Genomic DNA, 24,188 nt, shown 5'->3' with positions numbered 1-24,188 from the left:
TAGGGATGTGGAGAGCAGATAAGTAACGCAACGTAAAAAAAGGATAATGAGATGAATACGGACAAGGTGCTGCGCATTCTGGTTGTGCTTCCGCTTTACGGAGGCTCTCTTCCTGTAGGCAGGTTTTGCGTTTCGGCACTGAAGGAACTTGGCCATCTGGTTGAGGTATTTGAAGCTCCTGATTTTTACGATGCCTACGGCGCTCTGGACAACCTTAAGGTGACTGCGGACAGGCATAAGTATTTACAGAACAGTTTTCTGCAGGTCCTTTCACAGGCTGTTCTTGCAAAAGTGGAAACATTCGAACCTGATATGGTTTTATCCATGGCTCAGGCTCCGCTAACCCACCAGGCTCTTAAAAGACTGCGCCGGGATAATGTGAAAACAGCCATGTGGTTTGTGGAGGATTTCAGACTTTTCACCTACTGGCAGGTTTTCGCCCGTTTTTACGATGTGTTTGCGGTAATCCAGAAGGAACCATTCTTTACCGAGCTTGAAAAGGTGGGGTCCGGAAAGGTTCTTTACCTGCCTCTGGCTGCCCAGCCGGACTTTCACAAACCGGTTGAGCTGACCCCGGCCGATGTCCGCAAATACGGTGGGGATGTTTCTTTTATGGGGGCAGGGTATCCCAACAGAAGGATGGCCTTCCGCAAACTTATCCACCACGGGCTCAAGATATGGGGCTCGGAATGGGACGGCGACCACGTGCTTGAGCCGTACCTGCAGTTGGGCGGTCGCAGGGTCTCGTCCGAGGAATGCGTAAAAATATTCAACGGAACCAAGGTCAACCTGAACCTGCACTCTTCCATACATGCCGACAAGCTGGTCAGCGGCGGGGACTTCATCAACCCCAGAACATTCGAACTTGCCGCGTGCGGAGCTTTTCAGCTTGTGGACAAAAGAACGCTTATGGATGAAGCTTTTTCCGAAGGGGAACTGGCCCATTTCGAAAGCCTTAAGGACCTTGATGAAAAAATCAGGTATTTTCTCAGCCATCCTGAGGAGAGAATGGAGTACGCCCAAAAAGCCCGTCAAAGGGTGCTGAAGGACCATACATACTCAAACAGGATGCAGACACTCATAGATTTCACGGCCCGACAGTTTCCCGACTGGCCTGAGGAAAAGGCAACCGATGATATCTTCGGTCCGGACTTTCCCGAGGAACTCAAAACCGATCTGCTCGGTTTGATTAAAAATCTCGGCCTTCCTGCAAACGTTGGATTCAGTGATCTTGTAACTGCGGTAAGGGCCAGGCATGGAGAATTGAGTCCGCTGGATGCCGGAATTCTTTTTCTGGATGAATGGAAAAAAACTTATAATCGGTAAAAACAGGCTGTCAGCGGCTTTACTTTTTAGACAGGTTTGTAAATATAGATAACAATCAAAACAAATAAACGGAACAGATAGAAATGACGGACAGGAAGTCCATTAAATAAAGCAGCTCATGAGAATCTCATATGGCGCAATTGTTTTCCCAAAGAGGATTCAGCGGAAGTATCAAGATCACTCCCGATGAATTCAGCAGATTTAAAGAACTAGTTTATAATCTTGCAGGAATTTTTCTGCAGGACAATCGCGCTTTTATGGTGGAAAACAGATTTTCGCACCGGCTTACGGAACTGGGTTTCAAAACTTATACCGAGTACATCAATTTTCTGAAAAACGGGGTAAAAGGCAAAGCGGAAGAAATAAATATGCTGGAACTGATTACCACCAACGAAACCAGCTTCTTCAGAGACGGCCCCCAGCTTGACGCCTTTCGCAATTATACGCTCAAGGAACTGATTGATATCGGCAACAAAACCGGACGAAGGGAATTACGTATCTGGTCTGCCGGTTGTTCTTCAGGCGAAGAGCCGTATACTCTGTCCATAATTCTGCACGAAACCTTAAAGAATGACTTTAATAAATGGAGAATCCGGATAACGGCCAACGATATTTCAACAAACGTGCTTAATCTGGCCAAAAGGGGCGTTTATACAAAATATGCCTTGAGGGCTACTCCGCAAAATATTATATCAAAATATTTCAAACAATTGGATGACAATGTTTTTGAAGTGAAACCGGAAGTCAAAAAGCTGGTCAGTTTCGGCAAGATAAACCTGAATGACGAAAGGGCAGTCCGGGTCATACCCAGGTCGCAGGTAGTATTCTGCAGGAATGTAATCATTTATTTTGACAGGGAAATGAAAAAAAAGGTTCTCAACGGGTTTTATTCAAACCTGCTTGATGATGGTCACTTATATGTAGGGCACTCGGAATCCCTGCATCTGATCACCAAAGATTTTAGAGCAAAGCAGCATAGAGGCGCTATCTCGTACCGAAAAGTCCAAGCACAGACCACTATCCCTTGAGGTGAAAGATGAAAAAAATCTTCATAGATGAAGTTAAGCCGGGAATGATATTAGGGGCGGATGTAAAGCAGTCGGGAAGGATGCTTTTACCTGCCGGATCGGTACTGACTCGCAGCAACATCGCGGTTTTCAAAAAACAGGGAATAGAAACAGTGGAAATCCTCACTGCCGAAAATCAGGAACCGGATGAGGCAAGTCTGGACAAGGCTTTTACCTATGTCCGGGATTACTTCATGTTTGTTGATCACAGCCATCCTACAAGCATTAAACTGTTTGATATCGCCGTGTACAAAACAGCCGTGAAACTCATGGAAGGTTGGAGGATTCCCACCCGCGAGGAACAGACCGTAACAGAACTGGATGATATGCGCGACCTGTTCTACCGCGATGAAGGCTCTGTAAAAGACATTGTGGATGATGAACTGAAGCTGGCTTCATTTCCGGATATATTTTTCAAAGTCAAGGAAGCGGTAACCGATCCGAATACCTCGGCACAGCAGATAGCGGAGGTCGTGGGGCTGGATGTAGGGCTGTCCACACAACTGCTTAAACTGGTCAACAGTCCTCTTTACGGCTTTCCATCTGAAATAAGCTCGCTGGTAAGAGCTGTTGCTCTGATCGGCGGGCGGGAGTTGTGCACTCTGGCACTGGGACTTTCCACCATCGGCTATTTTAGGGATATCCCGCCGGAATTGATCGACATGCGCACTTTCTGGCTGCATTCATTGACCTGTGCTGTTTTCAGCAAGGTCATAGCCGAGCAGATGGACGGAGTGGTGCCGGAGGAAATGTTCACCGCCGGACTGCTTCACGATGCTGGTCGGCTGATTCTGTTCAAGAAAATGCCTTGCAGCGCGGTGCAGACAATGATTCATGCCCGGGAAAATTTCATTCCGCTGGTGGAAGCCGAAGATATGGTACTCGGTTTCAATCATACCGAGGTTGCAAGGGCAATGTTTGAAAGATGGAGTTTCCCGGAATCACTGATCGATATTATCGCGTCCCACCATAACCCCAGCCTTTCAAACCACTACAAGGAAGCAGGAATACTGCAACTGGCCGACAATCTCGCACTTGCCGTCGGTCTGGCCGATGGAGGCATGTACGCTATTCCCGGCGTGGATGAAACTCTTCCGGAAAAACTGGGAGTGGATGAAGAAATGCTTGTTCAGATAGTACATGATTACGACAGCAGGATAAAAGAACTGTTTTCCAGTTTTTTCTGATAGGCAGGTCAGACATCGGCCCCGCAGCAATTATTTTCGGGGCAGGGCAGTTCAATGGTGACCGTTGTGCCTTTTCCCGGACCGGGGCTTTCCACGGTAAGTTTTCCGTGATGCTCGAAAATTATCTTTTTAACCCTCGAAAGTCCCATGCCGACCCCTTTGGCCTTGGTCGAAAAAAACGGGTCCAGCACATGTCCGAGGTATGGCTCGGCTATGCCCATGCCGTGGTCGATTATTCTGATCACCACTTTCTTGAAGATGCTTTCCACCTTTACATGGACATCCGTAACTTTTTCAGGAGTGAAATTGCTGGCGTTCAAAAGCAGTTCCACAACGGCCGTCATAAACAGGCTTTTTCCGACCATCATTGTATCGACCGAACAATCCAGCCTTAATTCTATGGCTTCGCCTATGCGGGACAGTATCCTGTTGGCGTTTATACCGGCTTCTATAAAAAAATCCCGCACGTGCACTTCCACAGGCTGCGGTTTGGGAATTTCCGAATAGGTCCGCACCGCAGCCACCAGTCCTTCCAGCTTGAGCGCTTCCTCGGTGATAATCTGCACGTCCCGCTTCAAAGGGTCTCCCTCGGGCAGCTTGCGCGAAATGATATTGGCCATTCCGCCGATGACTGTGGTCGGATTCAGTACCTGATGTGCTACAGCCTGAGCAAGAGAGTCCAGCCCTTCGATTCGTTCTTTTTGGAGTTCCACATTGCGGGACAGGATCTTCTTTTCACGCTGTTCGGCATTATAAATCTCGGTTATATCCTCAAACAGGAAAACCATGCCGATGTCGGTTTCATTCTCGGTAAGAAAAGAGGAGGTGATTGAAAGACGTTTAAGACAGACGTAGCCTTTCGGTCTGAATGGGACAACATGCTTCAGCCCTATGGACTGCTCCATAATCACATCCAATACGACCTGATTAAATTCCGCATTTGAAATTTCATCAGTAATAAACAGTTCGCCCCACCCAAAACCGAGGTGTTCTTCCCGGTTGAGTCCCAGTATCTCGCACACAGCCTTGTTGAGGTAAATAATCTTTCCCTCGTGGGACAGAACCATCAGGCCGACGTCAAGACTTTCGATTATATTTTCTATTATGATAGAATTGAATGAGGTCATTACCGCATCCCGGCACAGAAGTTTATTTTGAATAATACACCCCGTGACAGATACTGGCAATGATTTAGACGAAGATACCTGCAAAAACTACTTTTTCTTATTCCCCAGAGAATTGATATCCATCCGAGGACGCGAGGATCTCCGCTGTCCCTGCAGCCATGCATTCAACCGGGGCTCTTCACCCTGATCCTTGGGAGTATAAAAGGTCCGGTCCGCAATCTCCGGCGGCAGATATTCCTGATCCACATAGCCGCGGGGAAAAGAGTGGGGGTACTTGTAGTTTCGGCCATAGCCCCATTCCTTCTGCAGGTTTGTCGTTGCGTTGCGCAGATGCAGAGGAACAGGAAGCATTCCGTTCTGACGGATTTCCATCTTCACAGCGTGATAGGCGGCGTAGGAACTGTTACTTTTGGGAGCAAGGGCCAGATATACAGCCGTCTCAGACATGGGGATGAATCCTTCCGGCATGCCGATGAATTCCACAGCCTGCTGACATGATACGGCAAGAGTCATGGCATAAGGGTCGGCCAGCCCGATGTCTTCACCTGCGGAAATGATCAGCCTGCGGGTAATGAACTTGGGGTCCTCGCCGCTTTCTATCAGGCAGCCCAGATAGTAGAGGGCTGCATCCGGATCGCTGCCGCGAATGGATTTTATCAGCGCCGAAGCCAGCTCATAATGCGAATCTCCGTCCCGGTCACCGCGGATCACGGTATCCGGCAGAATCCCGCGCAGATTGTCGGCATGCCTTTTTTCTTCGGGCAGTTGGGCCGTGTATTCAAGAAGGTTAAGCAGAGTACGCCCGTCGCCTCCGGCAAGAGATGCAATGAGGCTCAGGCTGTCCGCTTCCAGTGTAATCTCCAGTTCTTCGCAGGCCCGTTTGCAGATGGCGATGAGATCAACCTTGGTAAGCGACCTCAGCCGAAGAACATGCAACCGGGAAAGCAGCTGCCTGGTTACACTGAAAGATGGGTTCTCGGTTGTGGTGGCCAGCAGAGTGATTTCGCCGGATTCCAGAATGGGCAAAAAGAAGTCCTGCTGCGCCTTGGAAAAACGGTGCAGTTCGTCAAGGATGAGAATGTCCATCCCCGCAAGCTGCTTGCGCAGGGCGGCTATTCCGGCCTCCGGAGCGCTGATGCGCACATAATGGCGCCCGGTGGATTTGGCAAGCAGCAACGCAAGCGTTGATTTTCCACACCCCGGAGGGCCGAACAGCAGAAGGCTGGGCAGTCTCTTGGAGCGTTCAAAGGCTTCGATTCTTTCCCGGATATGATTCTGTCCGACAAATTCATCTATATTTCCGGGCCGGATACGATCGGCCAGCGGCTGGGTATCGGTCAATTCCAGCTTCATTCTGATTCTCCCGGCATCGCTTTCTGCCGTTCCAGATAGGCAGCACCAAGACAGAGCAGGGCGGCTGTTTCCCACCTGAGAATACTTTTCCCCAGACTTATGGATCTGAAACCGCTCTCGATCATGAATTCTGCTTCGCGGGAACTGAATCCCCCCTCAGGACCGATTACGGCAAGAACGGATTCCCCGGCAAGGACGGAAAAGTCCGGAACGGATTCGTTATCCGCTTTTTCCCATAGCAGCAGCCGGTCCGAATATTCCTCGGAGACTTCAACCAAAGAGTCCATCGACCCTTTGACCACCATAAGTTCTGGCAACCACGAATTACCGCACTGCTTGGCGGCAGTGACCAGTTTTTCAGTCCACGAATCCTTGACTTCCGCGGGAATCTTTCCCTGACTGAACTCGCTTTGAAAAAAAATTATTCTCCGAGCCTCAAGCTCGACCGCCTTTTCGAGAATCCACCCGCGCCGCGAGGACTTGTTCCAGCCGATAGCCACGCTGAGTCCTCTGTGATCCGGATGAATTTTCTCTTCTTCAAGCTCAAGGGCAACACTCGTCCTGGTGAGGGAGGTGACTTTAAAAAGCCCGTCCCTGCCGCATCCGTCAAAAAGTCTGACAACATCTCCGGTGCGCGTCCGCAGGACTTTAATCATGTGCCGGGCCTCTCCGCCATCAAGTACAAATGGAGAGTGCCAGTTTTCCGGAGGAAGATAGAACGAATTGAGACGGGACATAGGCTACCGTTGAAAACACCACAGGCCGGAAAACATTTTCCGGCCTGTGAATGAATATTGTTTAAGCTTCGAGATTAAGCAAATCTTCGTAGGTTTCCCTTCTGCGGGCAATAATGACGTCATCTCCGTCTACAATGATTTCAGCAGCCCTGAGTCTGGAGTTGTAGTTGGATGACATTGAAAAACCGTACGCACCGGCGGAATATACGGCCAGCAGCTCTCCCTGTTTGATTTCAGGAAGTTTACGGTCCTTGGCAAGGAAATCGCCTGATTCGCAGATGGGACCGACCACGTCGTAGTCGACCTCAGGGCGCTCGTTCTTAACCACTTCCCCGATATTATGGTAGGACTGATACAGTGAAGGACGCACGAGGTCGTTCATTGCAGCGTCCACAATAAGAAAATCCTTGGTCGGGGTCTTCTTGGTGTAGACCACTTCCGTAACCAGAATTCCGGAGTTTCCGGCAATCACACGGCCCGGTTCAAGGATGACTTTAAGTCCCTTGCCGGCCAGAGCCTTGCTCAGGGCCTCGCCGAATTCTTTGGGATGAGGAGGAGTTTCCTCATCATAGGTGATACCGAGTCCTCCACCGAGGTCGAGATGTTCAATCGTGATTCCCATTGCGGAAAGTTCATCTCTGAAGGCGAGAAGTTTACCCAGAGCTTCCAGGAAAGGTTCGATGGTGGTCAGCTGTGAACCGATATGGCAGTCCATGCCCACCGGGTTTACGTTGGGGAGTTCTCCTGCGGTCTTGTAGGCTTCCTTGGCGGTTGCCATGTCCAGACCGAACTTGTTCTTTTTCATCCCCGTGGAAATGTAGGGGTGGGTCTTGGGGTCAACGTCCGGGTTGATGCGGAAGCTGATGCGTGCGGTCTTGTTCATGGACCCGGCAACTTCATTGATCTTGTGCAGTTCAGCCACGGATTCCACATTGAACATGAGAATGTCGGCCTTGAGGGCTTCTGCAATCTCGTAGGCTTTTTTACCTACGCCGGAGTACACGATTTTGCTTGCCGGAACACCTGCTTTCAAAGCCCGGTAGAGTTCTCCGCCGGAAACGATATCCATACCCGCGCCCATCTCGGCCAGAAGCTTGAGAACACTGAGGTTGGAGTTTGCCTTCACGGAGTAGCAGGTCATGTGCTCAAGTCCGGTGAATGCAGAGTCGAAGGCTTCAAAATGTCTGCGCAGGGTTGCGGCCGAATAAACGTAAAGGGGAGTTCCGTACTCGTTTGCGAGTTCGGGAATGCTGATATTTTCAGCATGAAGGACATTATCTTTGAATTCAAAATGATGCATGGTGGAAGAACTCCATAAATTAATTAAGGTATAGCCGTGTACACATCGGAGATAACTACCCCGAGTGCATCGTAAGCGTTACGCGCCACGACTCTCCAACGATAGCTTTTTGAGGGATCAAGTCCACATTCGCTGAATACGAAAGTGGGGCCGTCAGATTGAATACCTTCGGAGCCGGGCACAAAATCTTTGCGAATTGCCGGGAAAAAAGGACAGGAAGGACAGCCTTCTCCGGGACCGGAACCGTCGGCTTGGAATTGAAGACTTAAATTTTCCACATTTTGATATGCCCCGTCAACCTTTACAATGACTTTAATGCACTCGCCGACCCGTTTACCTTCAACAGAAACGAAAGAAAAGACATCGTCGCTTTTCCGGGGAGAAGGCCAGATGCTTACGCCGCAGCCGGAAACGGCAAGCAAAAGAACCAGCAGGACAGGCAGTATGTATCGTTTAACAGGATATTTCATCAATTATCTCCCAGTGATGTTTTCCACTGATTAAGCAGGGTAAGCGCTTCTATGGGCGAAAGCCCGTTAACATCAAGATCACGCAGGGCCTTGACCACGGCATGTTCTTCCGGCGGAACTCCGTTTTTCCTGTCGGAGCCGACGCAGCCCATGCCGGGCAGTACGGACTGAACAGCAGTCACATGTGAGCCGTGCCCGCCTTCCCCGGATTTTTCCTCCAGATCGGCCAGAATCTCCCTAGCCCTGACTACTACAGGTTTGGGTACCCCGGCAAGCCTTGCCACCTCGATGCCGTAGCTCTTGTCGGCAGGTCCGGGTACCAGCCTGCGCAGAAAAAGGATATCGCCTTTCCATTCCCGCACCGCAATATTGAAATTGCGCAGCCCCTCAATAACTCCCTCAAGGGAAGTCAATTCATGGTAGTGAGTAGCGAACAGAGTTCGGATTCCTCCTCGGGCCCGGCGGGAAAGCTCCTCTACAACGGCCCAGGCCAGAGCCAGACCGTCAAATGTGCTGGTTCCGCGGCCGATCTCATCAAGAATAACCAGGCTGCGCATGGAGGCCTGACGCAGTATGCGGGCCGTTTCCATCATTTCAACCATGAATGTGGACTGTCCCTGAGCAAGATTGTCAGAAGCCCCGACTCGTGAAAAGACACGGTCCATAAGCCCGATACGCCCCTTGTAGGCGGGGATGTACGAACCTATCTGGGCCATTATGCCCATAATCGCAATCTGGCGCAGAACTGTTGACTTACCGGCCATGTTGGGACCGGTTATCAGCAGTATCCGCCTTTTTTCGTCAATGGTCAGCGAGTTGGGTATGTAATTGGCCGATCCCTGTACGGCTTCCACAACCGGATGCCGTCCTTCTTCAATGACTATTTCCATGCCCGCATGCACTTCCGGGCAGACCCAGCGGTTAACCCTCGCGGCCTCGGCAAGTCCCTGCCAGAAATCAACAGCGGCAATGGCATCGGCCATGAACATGAACCGGCTGCGGTTGGCGGCTACTTCCTCACGGATTTTCTGGAACATACCGTATTCAAGGGTCTTGCGTTTTTCCGATGCGGAAAGAAGTTTGTCCTCAAGCTCCTTGAGCTGCGGAGTGATGTAACGCTCGCTGTTGACCAGAGTCTGACGGCGTTCGAAATACTCAGGCACCTGTCCCTTGAAAGCCTTGGAAAGCTCGAAATAATATCCGAAGACCTTGTTGAAACCCATTTTAAGCTTGGGAAGATCGTTGCTTTCCTTTTCACGCTCAAGCAGATCGGCCAGGGTGGATTCTCCGTGCTCGGTCAGTTGGATCAGCTCGTCCAGTTCGGGATTGAAACCGGTCTTGAAAAGACCTCCCTCGGTCATGACCGGAGGCGGGTTGTCCACGAGAGCCCTCTCAAGCAGATCTGCCACATCCTGCATGTTGTCCCATTTTGAAATGATGGACCGCAGGGCAGGGGCCATGCTCCGGCTTTCCTCGTCTGTCCGGCGGGCGGCCTGAAGCAGAAATTCCTGAATGGGGGGCAGAGTTTTCAGACTCTGTCGCAGCCCGATAAAATCTCTGGGAGTTGCCCGGCCGAGCACAACACGGGTGGAAAGACGTTCAAGGTCGTAAACGGTGTCCAGAAGTTCACGCACTCCGGAACGCAGGGAATCGTCTTCAAAGAAAAAAGTGACCGCTCTTTGGTTATGCTCAATGGGCGCAAGATCTCTCCACGGCTGTTTCAACCTTATATTCAGCAGCCTCCCGCCCATGGGGGTGATGGTTCTGTCCAGCACGGCCAGCAGGGTGCCTTTGCCTTTTTTACCGTCCAGACGTTTGAAAAGCTCAAGATTGCGCTCGGTGACTTCGTCCAGAATCATATGTTTGGTCAGGTTGAGCGGCCTGAATTCACCAAGATGAGAGAACTCCTGCATCTGCGTCTGGCGCAGGTAGGCCAGCAGGGCTCCGCAGGCCTGGGTCAGCTGCGGTTTGTCATCAAGGTCCAGAGAGCCGAGATCGGCCACTTTCTGCACTTCAAGAATATTGTCTCTGGCTGATTTGAGGCTGAAATATCCGGCAGAAGGAGCCGGAGTGATCCTGGCATCCAGATCGCCGTACTGGGGCGGTACTACCTTACCCTGCGGCAGGATCATTTCCCGGGGATTGACCTTGAGCGCCCACTGCCATAGTTCGCTCTCTGTCTTGCTGAAAAGCCCGCTCCACTGACCAGTGGAAAAGTCCATCCAGGCCAGCCCTCCGGCAGACTTGGATTCATCCCAGAGCAGGGCAGCCAGAAAATTATTCGACTTGGCTGTCAGAGTGTCGTCATCAACGACTGTTCCGGGGGTAAAGACATGGGTGACCGCACGTTTAACCAGCCCTTTGGCCTGCTTGGGATCTTCTATCTGATCGCAAAGAGTTATGGTGAACCCTTTTTCAACCAGCTGGGCAATATAGGATTTAGCAGCATGATGCGGAACACCGCACATGGGGACCTTGGATTCGGAATTGGGGTTGCGGCAGGTGAGTGCTATCTGCAACTCCCTGGAGGCTATTTCGGCATCCTCGAAAAACAGTTCGAAAAAATCCCCCATACGAAAAAAAAGCAATGAGTCCGGGTGGCTTTCCTTGATATCAAGGTACTGCTGGAACATGGGGGTGAGTTTTTGCTTGCTCACGGTATTATATCGGTGGATTACTGGTTCAGTTCTTTACGGAACGTTATGGAGTGCCAACTGCGGCATCTCGGGCAGACGAAAAATATTCTATCGCGCTTTATACCGCAACTGGAACAGGTAAATCTCTGTACTTTTCTGGCTATATTGACAAAGAAATCAAGCTGGTTCTTGAATGAAGGTGTAAGTTTCTGTTCCGACTGCGCAATCCCGAAAAGCTCCAGTCTGGCCAGCCAGAAATCCTGATTCAGCATCAGGGTCTTTTCAAGCCAGATTCCGGCTTCCTGCTCACGCCCGCAAAACTGCAGGAGCCTTGCGCCGTAGTAATGCATGATTACATCAGGATCGGATTTGGAAATTTCTTCAACCATTACTTCATAAAAAGGAAGATTGCGTTCCTGCCCCTGATCATTAACAACCTTGACGGTATCGCCGAAAACAAGAGATTCGGCCAAAAGACCTTCAATGATAACAAAACGCAGCTTGGTTGGAACCGAAGCAACGGCATCCCTGAATACACCGGCAAAGTCATCCAGAGAACCCTGCTTTTTCAGCCGGGTAAGCTTCAGCAGCCATGCTTCCGGAGACTGGAGGTAGACCTTCAGGGCCTTGGAAAGAGTGCGTCCGGCTTTGGCTTCCTCTCCGTTATTGAATTCATCCTCAGCCTGACAGGCCAGATAATGAGCTTCCTGAACCGGCATATGAAGACTTGAATAATATGATGCCGCCCGTTCAAATTCACGGCTTCTGGCGGCTATTTCCGCCAACTCCGTGATGATTTCCGGGGAATCTCCCTCTATTTCAGCGGCTTTTTCAAAAGCGCTGACCGCCCGGTCCAGAAAACCTCCGCGACTGAAATCTCGTCCCAGCTCATAAAGGGCGCGGGCCTTTGTTTCCGGAGCCAGACCGGGGCGCAGAATAAGACTGTTGCGTATCTGGGCGGCACGCTCGATCTCTCCCTGAGCCCGGTACAGGTTACCCAGCGCAAGATAGATTTCAACTGCCTCGGGGATATCCTTGACAACCTTGCTCAGCTCGTCAATGGCCGCGCGGGTGTCGGGCATTCCGGTCCCATCCTTGCGGGGGCCGGAAGTACAAGACGGTGCCCGAGACTCGGACACCGTCTTTTTCTTTTTAAATACGCTTAAAAAGGACACGTATACTCCGTATTCATGTTCAGCTTAAGCCTACTCTTCGGTTTTGTCGTCAGCAGCCACGGGAGTGGAGGGATAGTTGCCTTCATCAAGAGGCATGTTGCGCAGGGAGTTAACTTCCTGCTCAAGGTTGGCCATTCTGGTACGACAGGTGCGCAGCTGACCGGCAAGACGGATTTTGTCGCCCATGAAATAGAGCAGAGTAAGGATCGCGCCGATAGCAAAAGCGGTCAGGATCAGCAGATAATAGGGCAGAGACTGGCTGGTAAACTTATACTGCAGCAGCTCGATGGAAAGTGTGACTTCCTTGGAAAGTTCAGGAGTATTCTGAACAAAAAATACCATGGACAGGAAAAACAGGATTACCAGAGCCAAAACCTTCAAGTAACGCATGAAACCCTCCTTAGTGTTACTTAGCGACAATACTGTCAAAAAACGGCTTGAGCCTTTTATAAGTTGCGGTCAGGTGGTCGGGAATAACATTGGTTTCGCCGAACACCGCCATAAACGATGCATCCCCGTTCCAACGCGGAACGAGTTGAAAATGGAGGTGGGCGGCTATCCCAGCTCCGGCTGCTTCCCCTATATTCAGACCGACATTTATACCATGCGGATTGCATGCCCTGTCCAGAATATCGCAGCTTATAGTTATATACTTCATGATCTCAGAAGATTCTTCTTCCGTAAGATCAGTAAGTTTACTTACATGCCTGTAAGGCGTAACCATCAGATGACAGTTGTTGTACGGGAACTTGTTCATTATCACAAAGCAGTGTTCAGCCCTGTACAGAATAAGTCTTTCCTCATCTTCTTCAGTACCTTCCGGTACACAAAAAACACATTCGTCAGGCTTTGGTCCGAGAATGTAATCCATGCGCCACGGCGCCCATAATGCATCCATTTGAATACAACCTGTAAAATTATTTTTTCCCGGCAGCAGTTGCGACTATATTTACATCCTGCCCATCGAATAAAGAAAGCGGTGCAGCTATTTTATCGGACAATATAAAACTGCACTAATTAAATACGAACTAATTTTCAACAATTAATATGAAAAACAGCCCTTTTCGCATTAAAAAACATTTTCAAGCCAATTTCCCATTATAATCAAAAAGTGTGCATGTTCTACACGGGTTACACCACAAGGGCAAGTGAAACCCCACTTTTTTCCGGCGCTGATACCTTTTCTAAACCGAAAACAGAGCCTTTATACCTTGCCGATCATTTTTCTGAGATAACCAAGCTGCTCATCGCGTCCCTTGATTACTCCGTCAAGCACAGCCAGTTTGGTTCCGTTCAGCAATTCGGAATAAATCGGCCCCGGTTCGATTCCCATATTTTTAATGTCTTCACCGCTCACGTCAATTTCTCTCAGTCTCAGGCTGGTCAGATACTGGGAGATGAATTTCTTGACCATATCGCGCTTGGCCCTGGCCATGATGAAAAGAACACCTTCAAGCGGAACAGGACGCAGAATCTCGTAGATTTCACTGGGCTTAAGTTCCTGTTTGACATTCATTATATTTCCGGCCGCCCAGAAAATGGTATCGCGCATATGCACAAACTCCCGCCGTTCACTGGGAGAAAACGCGAACCGATCGTAAATCTGTTCCATTTTGGCTTTTGAAATTCCCATGCACATGCCCAGAAAATACGTTTTCCAGATATCAATTGGAGGGTCGAGGTAAAGCAGACTGTACCAGCTGAGCACTTTTTCCAGTTCGCTGATGACATTATCCCGGGAGACGTTCAACTCAAGCAGAGGATGGATGGCTGCCAGCACTCCGAGATCGTTCAGACGTTTGATACTGGCGTGTACGGCCTCCTCATCAAGAATCAGCCGCAGTTCATGCATAAGCCGGTATCCCGAAAGCCTGTTCACGAGATTAAGCTTGAGCGCGTTTCTGATCAGGTTCAATGTCTGGCCGCCGATGCGGAATCCGTAGCGCTGCTCAAAACGAACGGCGCGCATGATGCGGGTGGGGTCTTCAACAAAGCTGAGAGCATGAAGCACCCTGATGGTCCTGTCCTTGAGATCCCGCTGGGAACCGAAAAAATCCACCAGCTTGCCGAAACTGGCCGGGTTGATGTGTACAGCCAGTGCGTTGATGGTAAAATCCCTGCGGTACAAGTCCATCTTTATTGATGAAAGCTCCACCGTGGGCAGGGCAGCCGGATATTCGTAGTATTCAAGGCGGGCAGTGGCAACGTCCACCCGCTGACCGTCCGGAAGAATAACAACCGCAGTCTTGAATTTCTGGTGGTATTTGGCCCTGCCGTCTAGTTTACCTGCCAATTGTTTGGCAAAAGCTATTCCGTCTCCCTCAACCACAAGGTCAAGATCGAAATTGCTCTTGGTCAGCAGCAGGTCCCGCACAAAACCACCAACAACATAAGCCTCGGTTCCCGTTTCCGCAGCGATTTTTCCAGCCGCGTCCAGAATATCCAGAAGCTTGTTGGGCAGCCGGTTGCGCATGACATTGCGAATGTTGCGCTCCTGCTTTTTATCCGGAAAGAGGGACTCCGGAATGCGGGCAGGGTCCTTTACAAGCAGATTTATAAGATCCGTACGGGTCACAACGGCTATCAGCCGATCGTTTTCCACAACAGGAACCAGCCGCTGCTTCTGGCCCAAAATAATTTCCATGACCCGGTGCAGCGCCGAATCCGTTTTGATGGTGGAGAAGGGGTGCTGCATGTATATTTCAACTTCCATCGCTCCCAGATCATGAGAAAGGGCCTTGTCCGCGGTCTTATGCTCCAGAATGCCGACCACCCTCATATTGTCCATGGAATCAACAACAGGCACGCCTTTTAAGCTGTACTGGGTCATGCGTTCCACTGCCTGCCGGATAGTCGTGTCCCGGGCGATGGCCACCGGACTTCGGGACATGATGTTTTCCACGTTCATACGCGGGGAGACCTTGGAATAGAGCAGGGCGAAAAGCTCGTCGCGCACCTCGGCCAGTGTTCTGTCCTTGATTGTAGCCGAAGCGGCGTAAACGTGTCCTCCGCCTCCGAAACTTGTACATATGGCGCCCACATCAATATCGGGAGTGCGGGACCGGGCAACAAGGTGAATACGGTCATTCATTCTGGCCAGCGCAAAGAGCACCTTGATGTTCTCCACATCCATAAATTTATGAACCAGTACCGAAAAATCACCGACATAGTCGGGAGTGCTTATCTCACTGATCACCACTTCCAGATCATTTATGGAATGCGTGGAGGCTCCCTCAAGCAAACGCCCGAGAAGGGTGATCTGTTCCGCAGTCAGATCACGATTGAGCAGATCGGTTATGACATCCAGTTCCATCCCGTTCTGAAGCAGCCATTTACCGGCCTCGAAATCATATTCCGTAGTTGAGTTGAACCCGAACGACCCGGTGTCCTCGTAAAGGCCCAGCCCCATTATGGTGGCTTCTTCCTGATTGATCTCTATTCCCCGGCTGCGGATTTCGTGGGAAAGAATGGCCACGCTTGATCCCCAGGGCTTTTTGACCAGCACTTCCGGATTAAGATCGCATTCAGATTTCATGTGATGATCGTAAATATGGATACGCAAACCGGGATTTTCGAGCACAGGAGCGACATGGATGATTCTCTTTTTTCTTGAGGTATCAACGACCACCAGCAATTTTACGGAACTCTTGTCTATTTCCTTCAACTGTTTGAAGTTGAAAAAATAGGTCGCGCTCTCCATATAAAAATTACGCAGATTCTTTTCCTGACTTCCCGGAAACACAAGAGTGGCTTCCGGATAAAGCTTCCCGGCAGCCACAATTGCGGCCAGACAGTCGAAATCGGCATTAACATGGCCGGTGATTATTGTTTCGGCCTTAATAAGCTCATCATTTTTTGACATTATGAAAATCTCACATTACAGAACGCGGGTGAAAACGTTTGTGAAGTTGGACCAATCTTCCTGCTTGAATATGCGTGTATATTTCAGTAGCATTGATGTCCGAATGACCCAGAAGCAATTGGACGGTTCTGAGGTCCGCACCGCCATCCAGCAAGTGGGTGGCAAATGAATGCCTGAAAGTGTGCGGAGAAATGGAACGCTTTATTCCGGCTTCCAGGGTGAATTTCTTGATCATTTTCCAGACCCCCTGTCTGGTCAGCCCCTTTCCTGATCTGTTCAGGAAAATATTTTTTACTTTGGGGTTAAAGGCAGGACGCCAATCCTTAATGTATTGGTTTAAGTAATTTTGCGCCAAATAATGAATAGGCACCAGCCTTTCTTTTGATCCTTTACCGAATATAATGAGTACACCGGTTTGCGGGTCGTAGTCCTCGACTTTAAGGTCTACAAGCTCTGACACCCTCATCCCGGCCGCATAGAGAAGCTCAAGCATGGTCCTGTCCCGGAAACCGAGTTTTTCGGTCAGGATGGGAAGGGCGAGTATGCGTTTCACTTCTTCCGGTGAGAGGAACTCGGGAATTTTTCTGGGGAGCTTCGGATTCTCCAGCAGTACCGCAGGATTATCCTTAACGAATCCGCGGGAGGTACAGAATGCGAAGAATCCCCGCAATGAAGAAAGATGCCTTGCCAGCGAGGTTGATTTCAATGCTCTGGACCTCAGGTATGTGAGGTAGAGCAGCAGTGTCTGATCTGTTGTTTCTTCGATCCTTGCGGATCTTTCCTCCAGAAAGGACTGAAAAGATTCCAGATCTCTGAGATATCCGTCAAGACTGTTTTCGGAAAGCCCCCGCTCTACAAGCAGGTATTCCAGATAGCGGTCAATCCAGTGGTGTTTAACGGGAGTTTTGTTTTCGTTCTCGGTCATATTGAATATTCTTACACTTATGGCTTCATCACCTCAAGCTGATTGACAGAGCAAACAAGCCCAATTAAACAGTATCAATAAATAATCTAACCAAATTCCTTAAGGAGTATATCGAAATGCCGGAATTCAAACTTGCCGACAGGCTCGCCTCCCTGCCGCCTTATCTTTTCGCTGAAATTGACAGACTCAAAGCGGAAGTCGCTGCACAGGGTGTAGACATCATCAGCCTCGGCATCGGTGATCCTGACCTTCCTACTCCCGATTTCATCATCGAGGCTCTCTACAAATCCGCACAGAACCCGGTCAACCACCAGTACCCCTCCTACGTGGGACTGCTGACTTTCCGTCAGGCCGTTGCCGACTGGTATAAACAGAGATTCAATGTCGACCTTGACCCTAAAACCGAAGTCGTATCGCTGATCGGTTCCAAAGAAGGAATTGCACATTTTCCTCTGGCTTTTGTGAACCCCGGAGATTTAGTTCTGGTGGCTTCCCCCAACTACCCGGTCTATCCGGTAGCTTCCGGGTTTGCCGGAGCAGATGTACAAATCATCGACCTGCTGGAAGAAAACGATTTTCTGCCCGACCTTGATGCCATTGACGACGCAACCTGGGACAGAGCGAAAATCATGTTCGTCAACTATCCGAACAACCCGACTTCCGCCACTGCAACCCCCGAGTTCTATGCAAAACTCGTTGCAACTGCCCAAAAACACAATGTGATCATTGTAGCTGACGCAGCCTACACAGAAGTCTATTACGACGAAGACAAGAAACCCATCTCCATTCTGGAAACTCCCGGCGCAAAGGATGTCGCCATTGAATTCCATTCACTTTCCAAGACCTACAACATGACCGGTTGGCGCTGCGGTATGGCGGTCGGAAACCCGTCTCTGGTGGCCGGACTTGGAAAAATCAAGGAAAATGTCGACTCCGGTATCTTTCAGGCTGTACAGGAAGCCGGAATTGTTGCACTGAAAGAAGGCGAACCTTACGTCAAGGAATTCCGCAAGATCTACAAGGAACGTAGAGACTACGTTATCGAAGCACTTGAAAAGATCAATATTTCCTGCAAGGTGCCTGATGCGTCCATTTTTGTATGGGCCAAGACTCCGGAAGGCTATACTTCTTCCGAATTCGTCTCCAAGCTCCTCAAGGAAACAGGGGTGGTTGTTACTCCCGGCAATGGCTTCGGAAAAGCCGGAGAAGGGTATTTCAGAATTTCACTGACGGTTGATACCGAAAGACTCAAGGAGGCAGTATCACGGATTTCCCAACTATAGCAGTCTACGTCAGCCTGGGCTCCAATATAGGAGACACGGAAGATAACCTGAACCAGGCAGTGGCGAGACTTGAAAAATACGAGGGCATTGATCCCGAAGTCTGGTCCGAAACATATGAAACCGAACCGCAGGGACTCAAGGACCAAGCCTGGTTCAGCAACCAGGTTGTCCGCTTTGCGGTTGATCCGGAACTTTGGTCCGCCGAAGGCTTTCTGTCCACGCTGCAGGCAGTGGAAGGGCAGATGGACCGGGTCAGGGGAGTCAAGAACGGCCCCAGAACCATTGATCTGGACATCATTCTCTTCGGTGACAGGGTAATCGAAAGCGGAGAATATCTGACCGTCCCTCATCCGAGGGCGCTGGAAAGAGCGTTTGTGCTTTATCCGCTGGCAGAAATTGCGCCCGATCTGGTTTTTCCGGATGGAACAACCGTTGCCGAGGCACTCAAGAAGATCAATTTCCGCATTGACGGAAGCAAGATCTATCAGGACTGACAGACAGGCCGCACGACTGAACTTGTGCGGCCTGTTTTTGTTTTGAGGTGAAGAAACATGATCAAATTTATTGTATTGGCAGTTGCAGCCTTTGTTCTGTGGAAACTTTTCACCGGAGACCAGAAAAAGAAAGGCGAACAGACGGAAAAACAACGCGAACAGCAGATCAAGGCCGGAGAGATGGTCAAAGACCCGATTTGCGGAACGTATGTTAAAAAAGACAGCGATATCCGGGTTCGCAACGGAGAGAAGGTGGAATGCTTCTGCTCCTACGAATGCCGCGACAAGTACATCAAGCAGTTGGAATCCGAGCAGGACAAATAGCAGATTTGTGAATGCCGAGACGCCCTTTTGAACTTGCTTCGAAAGGGCTTTAATTTTGATGCGGTATTGCAGGGCAGGGGGAGTGTGTGAAAATTTATCTGAAATCCTGTTCACTTTTCGAAGTGAAAACGGCTGTTGAATACGGCCTGATCGACGGGATATCTTTTATGTCTGAAGACAGAGATGATCCCTGTGTTGCAACCGACAATGATTTTGCAGCCATCGCCAGAAGCAACTGCGGTCCGACATTCATACTGTCCGGCGAGAAAACAGCTGAAAAGATACTGGAGGAATCCAGAGAGCTGATCCGGCTGGGGCCGAATACAATCATAAAGGTTAAACTATCGCTTGAAGCCTTGAAGGCCTGCAAAATTCTAAGCTCCCAGCAGATTCCCGTGGCCGTTTACGGAATTTCAAACACAGCTCAGGCACTCATTGCGGCCAGGTCCGGTGCCGAATTTCTTTTTCTTGCTCCGAATCAGCACACAAATCAGGAACAGAACCTAGGCAAGAAGCCGAACGATGAACTACTGAAACAGCATGGATACAACGCACAGCTGATAGCATCCAGAACAAACGACATGCAGAGCCTCCATGCGCAGATTCAATCCGGAATCCAGGCCATAGAAGTTGATTACTCACAGCTTCTTAAACTTGTAGACGCTTAAAAACTTTTCCCTCCGACCAACCAGCAAGACAGCCCCGAATCATACAACGCTGTAATCTTCCTTGATTTGCCGTCAGGCAATCGAGGATTAATTTGTCACATCCTAAAAACGGCGCTCAGGAGATTTTTGATTCTCAGTGACCGCAACTAACCAAAAAACAGATTTAAGAGCTTAAACGGCAAATTTGAAACCGACCATAAATCTTAACAAGGTGGAATGAATTTTTAGACAAGTCCGACCAAAACTGCCTGAAGTTGACCGTGAAACTGAGTACGAAGAAGAAAACAACAAAAAACCATCAAACAAGCTGAAGAACAAGTCATAGGCTTAATTTAGTTAATAATTTAAGAATCTTATATAATTGTCTCATAATGTACATTATGTAAACTTTCATAATTTACGAAGACTGACTGCCGAGTGGAAACCATACTCTGCACATTTTAATCGATAACTTGTTTTCAATTTTAGTATTAAATTTAAACTAGTTATTGACTATCGATTATATTTAGGTATTATGAGCGACCTGACAAGGCTCCCTGTCCCGCAAGCAACGGGTTTGAATGCACGTATTTGCCTACTTCCGAGCTTTTCTTTATTGCTCATGGATAATTTGTGATCACTTCAAGGAGCTGATGAACTCGATATGGTAAAAAAAATATTCCGGTCACTGCTGGTTTTTCTGATTCTTGGTCAGGCTTTTTCGATGTCCGCTTTTGCCGCGTCCGACAACACGAAGGAACCGTTTGAAACGTGGCTCGAAAAATACGGAGCCTGGGACATTCTTGAAAAAAATTACTCTTCAAGCGAAGAATCTCCCGACCTTCTCCTCAAACGGGCCGATACAGCATTCAAACTTGGCAGGTTTACCTCCTGCCTGAACATACTTCAATCCACGCCTGCTTTTGCAGACAAGGAAATGGAGATAAACCGCCTTTGGCTTGGCGGCCGCTGCCAAAGAGCCCTTGGAGATCCGGTTAAGGCTGTGATCTGGTTCAGTCAGGCAGCCAGACTCATGGACGCTGACACTCTGGTAAAAAAATTCAATGCTGAGCCGCAGTTGAAGGTTATTTGGTTTGATGTCTGGAGATCCCTTTACTGGGGATATTTCGTAACCCCGGCATCAGCAAAGGAGGCCCGGCGCATGCTCCTTGTTCAGTCCTTTGAACAGGCAGAAAAAGTCTGGCCTACCTTATATTTTATTGTAAACGGCAAAAAGGAACTTAAAAGCCTGAACGGAACCGTTTCGGATTTGCCCATCACGGACAACTCGACACTCTTTACAGATGAAGGCCGGCTGACAATAGCCCAGTCTCTTGCTGCGGCAAGCCTTGGAGAATGGGATAAGTCCAACAGCATCCTGAAAACACTCGGCAACTCTACGGTCAGTGATTTCTGGCTATCCGTGAATTCATGGATGGAAAACGGTTCCGGGGCCGAGAAAACTGAAGAATTCGACAAGATGGCCTTGGTTCATCCGTCTGCATTTTTCAAGGCGGGTGTACTTGATCCCGTAACCGGCACCCCTGCCCTCTGGCTGCTGGCCTCCCCTTCCTCCCCTTCATGGAGCGTATTCAGAAAAAAACTGCTGGAAATGACTCCGGAAAACGCACTTGAGACAATTGATCGGGAAACCGGATCACTCCTACTTTCAAGTGAAATAGTAAACGCGCTCCAGAACTATCGTTTGGCTTTTGCTTTGCTCGGAGGGAATCTGGAACTCGCCGAAAACGTATGGAAAAGACTGGATAAGGATTCCCTGCCCATGAGCCTTCGAATCGCGGCCGGACTGATATTCAAACCGCCCTTTTCAAAAATGGTTAACAGCAGCGATTTCGGTCGGAATTCCCATATGCACATTATTTCGGACCTGTGTTCGGCAGCCGGATTAAACTACTTTCCGGACATGCAGGCCCCCTTCTGGGCTCTTCTGCAGGGAATAAGGCTTAATAATGCCATCAATGCAAAACCGCTGGACCGACTGCTGGTTTTCACCGATCTGGCTTCCGGAGCAGAAGGAAAAATGGATGAAACAGTGGCGCGCCGTAGCGCCTTTCTCTTCCCGGACTCAAGGCTCGGTGCCGAAAGCCTGATTTATCTTGCAGAACGTGCTGCCGCAGATCGGGATTTTCAGCTCTCGGCTTTCTATCTCAAAAGAGTGAATCAGGATAAGTTCGGACCGGAAATACGGCTGAAATGGCTGAAGGCTGCTGTCGATTACGACCTTGGAGCCGGAAACGATGCCAAGGCTCTTAATGCCTACAATGAAATTCTGGAATCCGGCGGCACCCTTTCCCCTGAAAAGGAACTAAAACTTGCCCTGATGATCCAGCAGAAAGGTGATTTGAAAAAAGCTCAAGCCATACTTGAAAGAATCTGGGAAAACGGCAAAACCCTGAACAACGAACTCAAAGCGGAAATACTGTTCTGGATAGCAGAGGGTGAGCATGCCATGGGGGAAAAGGAAAAAGCTCTGGGGCATTACCTGAAGCTTGCCTGGGAATTTCCGGAACAGAACATCTGGGCTGTCACCGCCATGTACCGGGCATCAATGATTTATGAGCACAAAGGCCAGTATGAAACAGCCAGACGTTTCTTGAAGACAGTCATCAAACGTGCGGACCGCAAAGCCCAGAAAGAAGCTGCAACGGCAAGGCTGAATGCCATAGACAGCAAGCTGGCAAAGATAGGAGATGACAAAGGAGCATCCTTTCCGTTCTAGCCTGCATTCTTATATCAAATAATCTGAAAACTGATGCATTTTGGTTCCCCTGATGGGAATTCATTTAAGGGCGTTGCCAAGAAAGGCAACGCCCATTTTTTTCTGCGGATTTGGCAATAGTTTTTGATCGGAAACAGGTCTCACCATCATACAGAGATTTTCAGCGAACCTCAGAAGCTGATAAGATATCATTGTCTGCTGAAGGCTTACTTATTATCTTATTCCTTATTTCCACCACGGGCTGAAATTTCCGTATGCGCCCTTCTCTTGGCATCTTCAAGAATAGGATGAAGCAACCCTACAATATTACGCACATTCAGATTTTCGGCTTCCTTGGAACAGAGCAGCACGTCCAGTGCGTCAAGACCGTGAAAAATGTACTCGACACTCTTCTTGATATCGCTCATTCTATTTCTCCTTTTTTGGTGAAAATATGTATGGTTTTTGTGATGAAAAGTGTATGGACAGTGCTGAACGTTGTCCACGAATAAATGATAGTTAACTATCATTTTTATCAACTTTAATTAAAGGGAAAAATAATGTCATACAAAGTGGTATTTCATGTCGATTGGGACGATGGACTTGCTCTGAAAATGGGCCTCACCAATATGGAGAATCTTCTCAAAAACCCGGGTACTGAAGATTCAGAAGTTCATATGGTGGTAAACGGGCAGGCCGTTCGCTTGTTCCGTAAGGAACTGGCTGAGGAAAATGTATCCATTATGAAAGATCTGAATGCCAGAGGCGTTCGTTTCTGCATCTGTAACAACTCTCTCACCAAGTTCAACTACGCCGAAAAAGACATGCTGGATCTATGCGAAATAGTTCCGGCAGGGATTGCGGAACTGTGCAAGCTTCAGGCATCCGGCTGTGCATACGTGAAACCGTAATGGAAAACCGGCGTACCACCCAGGTACGCCGGTTTTTTCATTTCCATACAGTCAGTTGGCTTCGATTTATCTTCTTTTCTTATTCTTCCTGAATTGCGCCGGGGTCATCTCCAGCCCACCATCGGCCCAGATACCGAGCTTTTCCTTTCTGGCCAGTTCTTCGGCTTTCCTGATTATTTCAAAATGCAGATGTGTTCTTGGGTAATATACAGCAAGGCAGTACCCGCGCCGGACAAGTTCATAGTTCAGCATTTTCCCTCTTCGCCAGACATAGCCAAGTACACGCCCGTACCGGTCCTGAGTCCTGTTGTCATACTCGATGTATGAAGGACCTTTTCTTAACCAGTTGTCCGTAAATTCACGGGCTTCCTTGCCATACTCCTGTCCATATTCCGGGCAGTCAACGGAGATGAGCCTCAAATCTATGTCCAGCCCTCTGAGCCGTATTAAAAATGAATCCCCGTCTTTGGGGCGCCTGTACTCGAACTGTTCAGCATGCCCGCTTTTAACCGGCAGGATAAGGACTGCTACAAATAAAATTACCATGCTCCAATGTAAAGCTGAACGGAACCTATGCATTCTTACCTCAGCACTCGCTATATATTTCAACCGTGGATTAGAAATCCGCACAATACGATTAATCTA

At 49.2% G+C, this 24,188-nt stretch carries 22 protein-coding genes; 9 read left to right on the top strand and 13 right to left on the bottom strand.

Features of this window, described 5'->3' with window-relative positions; translation table 11 throughout:
• Positions 1–51: 51 nt before the first annotated feature.
• The 3 genes from ACKU4E_RS04030 (at position 52) to ACKU4E_RS04020 (ending at position 3,580) form a co-directional block, all read left to right on the top strand.
• Positions 52–1,326 (top strand): glycosyltransferase, encoded by a 1,275-nt coding sequence (locus ACKU4E_RS04030; protein WP_320169801.1) that lies wholly within the window; start codon positions 52–54, stop codon positions 1,324–1,326.
• A gap of 131 nt (positions 1,327–1,457) precedes the next feature.
• Positions 1,458–2,354 carry a protein-glutamate O-methyltransferase CheR gene (locus ACKU4E_RS04025; RefSeq protein ID WP_320169800.1) on the top strand — a complete coding sequence of 299 codons (897 nt, stop codon included), beginning with the start codon at positions 1,458–1,460 and terminating at the stop codon, positions 2,352–2,354.
• 8 nt (positions 2,355–2,362) lie between these two features.
• Positions 2,363–3,580 carry an HDOD domain-containing protein gene (locus ACKU4E_RS04020; protein ID WP_320169799.1) on the top strand — a complete coding sequence of 406 codons (1,218 nt, stop codon included), beginning with the start codon at positions 2,363–2,365 and terminating at the stop codon, positions 3,578–3,580.
• Between the two features lie 8 nt (positions 3,581–3,588).
• On the opposite strand, the gene ACKU4E_RS04015 is transcribed toward ACKU4E_RS04020, so the two are convergent.
• From ACKU4E_RS04015 to xerD, 11 genes are all read right to left on the bottom strand, one after another.
• Positions 3,589–4,707: an ATP-binding protein gene (locus ACKU4E_RS04015; RefSeq protein ID WP_320169798.1), complete on the bottom strand. Its 1,119-nt coding sequence runs from the start codon at positions 4,705–4,707 to the stop codon at positions 3,589–3,591.
• Positions 4,708–4,794: 87 nt separating this feature from the next.
• Positions 4,795–6,060, bottom strand: a complete 1,266-nt coding sequence (locus ACKU4E_RS04010; protein WP_320169797.1) for a replication-associated recombination protein A — start codon at positions 6,058–6,060, stop codon at positions 4,795–4,797.
• On the bottom strand, positions 6,057–6,797 hold the full coding sequence (locus tag ACKU4E_RS04005; protein WP_320169796.1) for a 16S rRNA (uracil(1498)-N(3))-methyltransferase: 741 nt from the start codon (positions 6,795–6,797) through the stop codon (positions 6,057–6,059). The genes ACKU4E_RS04010 and ACKU4E_RS04005 overlap by 4 nt, the downstream gene beginning before the upstream one ends.
• Positions 6,798–6,858: 61 nt before the next feature.
• Complete coding sequence (lysA, locus tag ACKU4E_RS04000; protein WP_320169795.1) at positions 6,859–8,097, bottom strand: diaminopimelate decarboxylase; 1,239 nt, start codon at positions 8,095–8,097, stop codon at positions 6,859–6,861.
• A gap of 23 nt (positions 8,098–8,120) precedes the next feature.
• Positions 8,121–8,567: a hypothetical protein gene (locus ACKU4E_RS03995; RefSeq protein WP_320169794.1), complete on the bottom strand. Its 447-nt coding sequence runs from the start codon at positions 8,565–8,567 to the stop codon at positions 8,121–8,123.
• Positions 8,567–11,200 (bottom strand): DNA mismatch repair protein MutS, encoded by a 2,634-nt coding sequence (gene mutS / locus ACKU4E_RS03990; RefSeq protein ID WP_320172613.1) that lies wholly within the window; start codon positions 11,198–11,200, stop codon positions 8,567–8,569. The genes ACKU4E_RS03995 and mutS overlap by 1 nt, the downstream gene beginning before the upstream one ends.
• Before the next feature lie 41 nt (positions 11,201–11,241).
• Positions 11,242–12,285: a tetratricopeptide repeat protein gene (locus ACKU4E_RS03985; protein ID WP_320169793.1), complete on the bottom strand. Its 1,044-nt coding sequence runs from the start codon at positions 12,283–12,285 to the stop codon at positions 11,242–11,244.
• A 123-nt stretch (positions 12,286–12,408) separates the two neighbouring features.
• Positions 12,409–12,768, bottom strand: a complete 360-nt coding sequence (locus ACKU4E_RS03980) for a LapA family protein (RefSeq protein WP_320169792.1) — start codon at positions 12,766–12,768, stop codon at positions 12,409–12,411.
• A 16-nt stretch (positions 12,769–12,784) separates the two neighbouring features.
• Positions 12,785–13,276 carry an HIT domain-containing protein gene (locus tag ACKU4E_RS03975; RefSeq protein WP_320169791.1) on the bottom strand — a complete coding sequence of 164 codons (492 nt, stop codon included), beginning with the start codon at positions 13,274–13,276 and terminating at the stop codon, positions 12,785–12,787.
• A 306-nt stretch (positions 13,277–13,582) separates the two neighbouring features.
• Positions 13,583–16,240 carry a CBS domain-containing protein gene (locus ACKU4E_RS03970; RefSeq protein ID WP_320169790.1) on the bottom strand — a complete coding sequence of 886 codons (2,658 nt, stop codon included), beginning with the start codon at positions 16,238–16,240 and terminating at the stop codon, positions 13,583–13,585.
• A gap of 10 nt (positions 16,241–16,250) precedes the next feature.
• Positions 16,251–17,165 carry a site-specific tyrosine recombinase XerD gene (xerD, locus tag ACKU4E_RS03965; protein ID WP_320169789.1) on the bottom strand — a complete coding sequence of 305 codons (915 nt, stop codon included), beginning with the start codon at positions 17,163–17,165 and terminating at the stop codon, positions 16,251–16,253.
• 116 nt (positions 17,166–17,281) lie between these two features.
• Here xerD and ACKU4E_RS03960 point away from each other — a divergent pair, with 116 nt between their 5' ends.
• The 5 genes from ACKU4E_RS03960 to ACKU4E_RS03940 all read left to right on the top strand — a co-directional run bounded on the left by ACKU4E_RS03960 (position 17,282) and on the right by ACKU4E_RS03940 (position 22,653).
• Entirely contained in the window at positions 17,282–18,448 is a 1,167-nt protein-coding gene (locus ACKU4E_RS03960; RefSeq protein WP_320169788.1) for an LL-diaminopimelate aminotransferase, read from the top strand.
• Entirely contained in the window at positions 18,427–18,942 is a 516-nt protein-coding gene (gene folK, locus ACKU4E_RS03955; protein ID WP_320172612.1) for a 2-amino-4-hydroxy-6-hydroxymethyldihydropteridine diphosphokinase, read from the top strand. Before ACKU4E_RS03960 ends, folK begins: the two co-directional genes overlap by 22 nt.
• Before the next feature lie 57 nt (positions 18,943–18,999).
• Positions 19,000–19,266, top strand: a complete 267-nt coding sequence (locus tag ACKU4E_RS03950; RefSeq protein ID WP_320169787.1) for a transcriptional regulator — start codon at positions 19,000–19,002, stop codon at positions 19,264–19,266.
• Between the two features lie 86 nt (positions 19,267–19,352).
• Entirely contained in the window at positions 19,353–19,934 is a 582-nt protein-coding gene (locus ACKU4E_RS03945) for a transaldolase family protein (protein ID WP_320169786.1), read from the top strand.
• Positions 19,935–20,577: 643 nt separating this feature from the next.
• Entirely contained in the window at positions 20,578–22,653 is a 2,076-nt protein-coding gene (locus tag ACKU4E_RS03940; protein ID WP_320169785.1) for a tetratricopeptide repeat protein, read from the top strand.
• A 218-nt stretch (positions 22,654–22,871) separates the two neighbouring features.
• On the opposite strand, the gene ACKU4E_RS03935 is transcribed toward ACKU4E_RS03940, so the two are convergent.
• On the bottom strand, positions 22,872–23,060 hold the full coding sequence (locus ACKU4E_RS03935; RefSeq protein WP_320169784.1) for a hypothetical protein: 189 nt from the start codon (positions 23,058–23,060) through the stop codon (positions 22,872–22,874).
• A 132-nt stretch (positions 23,061–23,192) separates the two neighbouring features.
• Here ACKU4E_RS03935 and ACKU4E_RS03930 point away from each other — a divergent pair, with 132 nt between their 5' ends.
• Positions 23,193–23,543, top strand: coding sequence for a DsrE family protein (locus ACKU4E_RS03930; RefSeq protein ID WP_320169783.1), 351 nt, complete (start codon positions 23,193–23,195; stop codon positions 23,541–23,543).
• 66 nt (positions 23,544–23,609) lie between these two features.
• Here ACKU4E_RS03930 and ACKU4E_RS03925 read toward each other — a convergent pair whose 3' ends face one another.
• Positions 23,610–24,089, bottom strand: coding sequence for a thermonuclease family protein (locus tag ACKU4E_RS03925; RefSeq protein ID WP_320169782.1), 480 nt, complete (start codon positions 24,087–24,089; stop codon positions 23,610–23,612).
• Positions 24,090–24,188: the final 99 nt, after the last annotated feature.

Source organism: Maridesulfovibrio sp. (assembly GCF_963677005.1).
GTDB lineage: Bacteria > Desulfobacterota > Desulfovibrionia > Desulfovibrionales > Desulfovibrionaceae > Maridesulfovibrio.
Note: the sequence above shows the minus strand (reverse complement) of the source record. Positions and strands in the feature narration are given on the sequence as shown.

Excerpts from the sequence above, each read along its gene's own strand:
- ACKU4E_RS04030 (WP_320169801.1), top strand. The coding sequence starts at position 52 with ATGAATACGGACAAGGTGCTGCGCATTCTGGTTGTGCTTCCGCTTTAC.
- ACKU4E_RS04025 (WP_320169800.1), top strand. The coding sequence starts at position 1,458 with ATGGCGCAATTGTTTTCCCAAAGAGGATTCAGCGGAAGTATCAAGATC.
- ACKU4E_RS04020 (WP_320169799.1), top strand. The coding sequence starts at position 2,363 with ATGAAAAAAATCTTCATAGATGAAGTTAAGCCGGGAATGATATTAGGG.
- ACKU4E_RS04015 (WP_320169798.1), bottom strand. The coding sequence starts at position 4,707 with ATGACCTCATTCAATTCTATCATAATAGAAAATATAATCGAAAGTCTT.
- ACKU4E_RS04010 (WP_320169797.1), bottom strand. The coding sequence starts at position 6,060 with ATGAAGCTGGAATTGACCGATACCCAGCCGCTGGCCGATCGTATCCGG.
- ACKU4E_RS04005 (WP_320169796.1), bottom strand. The coding sequence starts at position 6,797 with ATGTCCCGTCTCAATTCGTTCTATCTTCCTCCGGAAAACTGGCACTCT.
- lysA (WP_320169795.1), bottom strand. The coding sequence starts at position 8,097 with ATGCATCATTTTGAATTCAAAGATAATGTCCTTCATGCTGAAAATATC.
- ACKU4E_RS03995 (WP_320169794.1), bottom strand. The coding sequence starts at position 8,567 with ATGAAATATCCTGTTAAACGATACATACTGCCTGTCCTGCTGGTTCTT.
- mutS (WP_320172613.1), bottom strand. The coding sequence starts at position 11,200 with ATGTTCCAGCAGTACCTTGATATCAAGGAAAGCCACCCGGACTCATTG.
- ACKU4E_RS03985 (WP_320169793.1), bottom strand. The coding sequence starts at position 12,285 with ATGCCCGACACCCGCGCGGCCATTGACGAGCTGAGCAAGGTTGTCAAG.
- ACKU4E_RS03980 (WP_320169792.1), bottom strand. The coding sequence starts at position 12,768 with ATGCGTTACTTGAAGGTTTTGGCTCTGGTAATCCTGTTTTTCCTGTCC.
- ACKU4E_RS03975 (WP_320169791.1), bottom strand. The coding sequence starts at position 13,276 with ATGGATGCATTATGGGCGCCGTGGCGCATGGATTACATTCTCGGACCA.
- ACKU4E_RS03970 (WP_320169790.1), bottom strand. The coding sequence starts at position 16,240 with ATGTCAAAAAATGATGAGCTTATTAAGGCCGAAACAATAATCACCGGC.
- xerD (WP_320169789.1), bottom strand. The coding sequence starts at position 17,165 with ATGACCGAGAACGAAAACAAAACTCCCGTTAAACACCACTGGATTGAC.
- ACKU4E_RS03960 (WP_320169788.1), top strand. The coding sequence starts at position 17,282 with ATGCCGGAATTCAAACTTGCCGACAGGCTCGCCTCCCTGCCGCCTTAT.
- ACKU4E_RS03950 (WP_320169787.1), top strand. The coding sequence starts at position 19,000 with ATGATCAAATTTATTGTATTGGCAGTTGCAGCCTTTGTTCTGTGGAAA.
- ACKU4E_RS03940 (WP_320169785.1), top strand. The coding sequence starts at position 20,578 with ATGGTAAAAAAAATATTCCGGTCACTGCTGGTTTTTCTGATTCTTGGT.
- ACKU4E_RS03935 (WP_320169784.1), bottom strand. The coding sequence starts at position 23,060 with ATGAGCGATATCAAGAAGAGTGTCGAGTACATTTTTCACGGTCTTGAC.
- ACKU4E_RS03930 (WP_320169783.1), top strand. The coding sequence starts at position 23,193 with ATGTCATACAAAGTGGTATTTCATGTCGATTGGGACGATGGACTTGCT.
- ACKU4E_RS03925 (WP_320169782.1), bottom strand. The coding sequence starts at position 24,089 with ATGGTAATTTTATTTGTAGCAGTCCTTATCCTGCCGGTTAAAAGCGGG.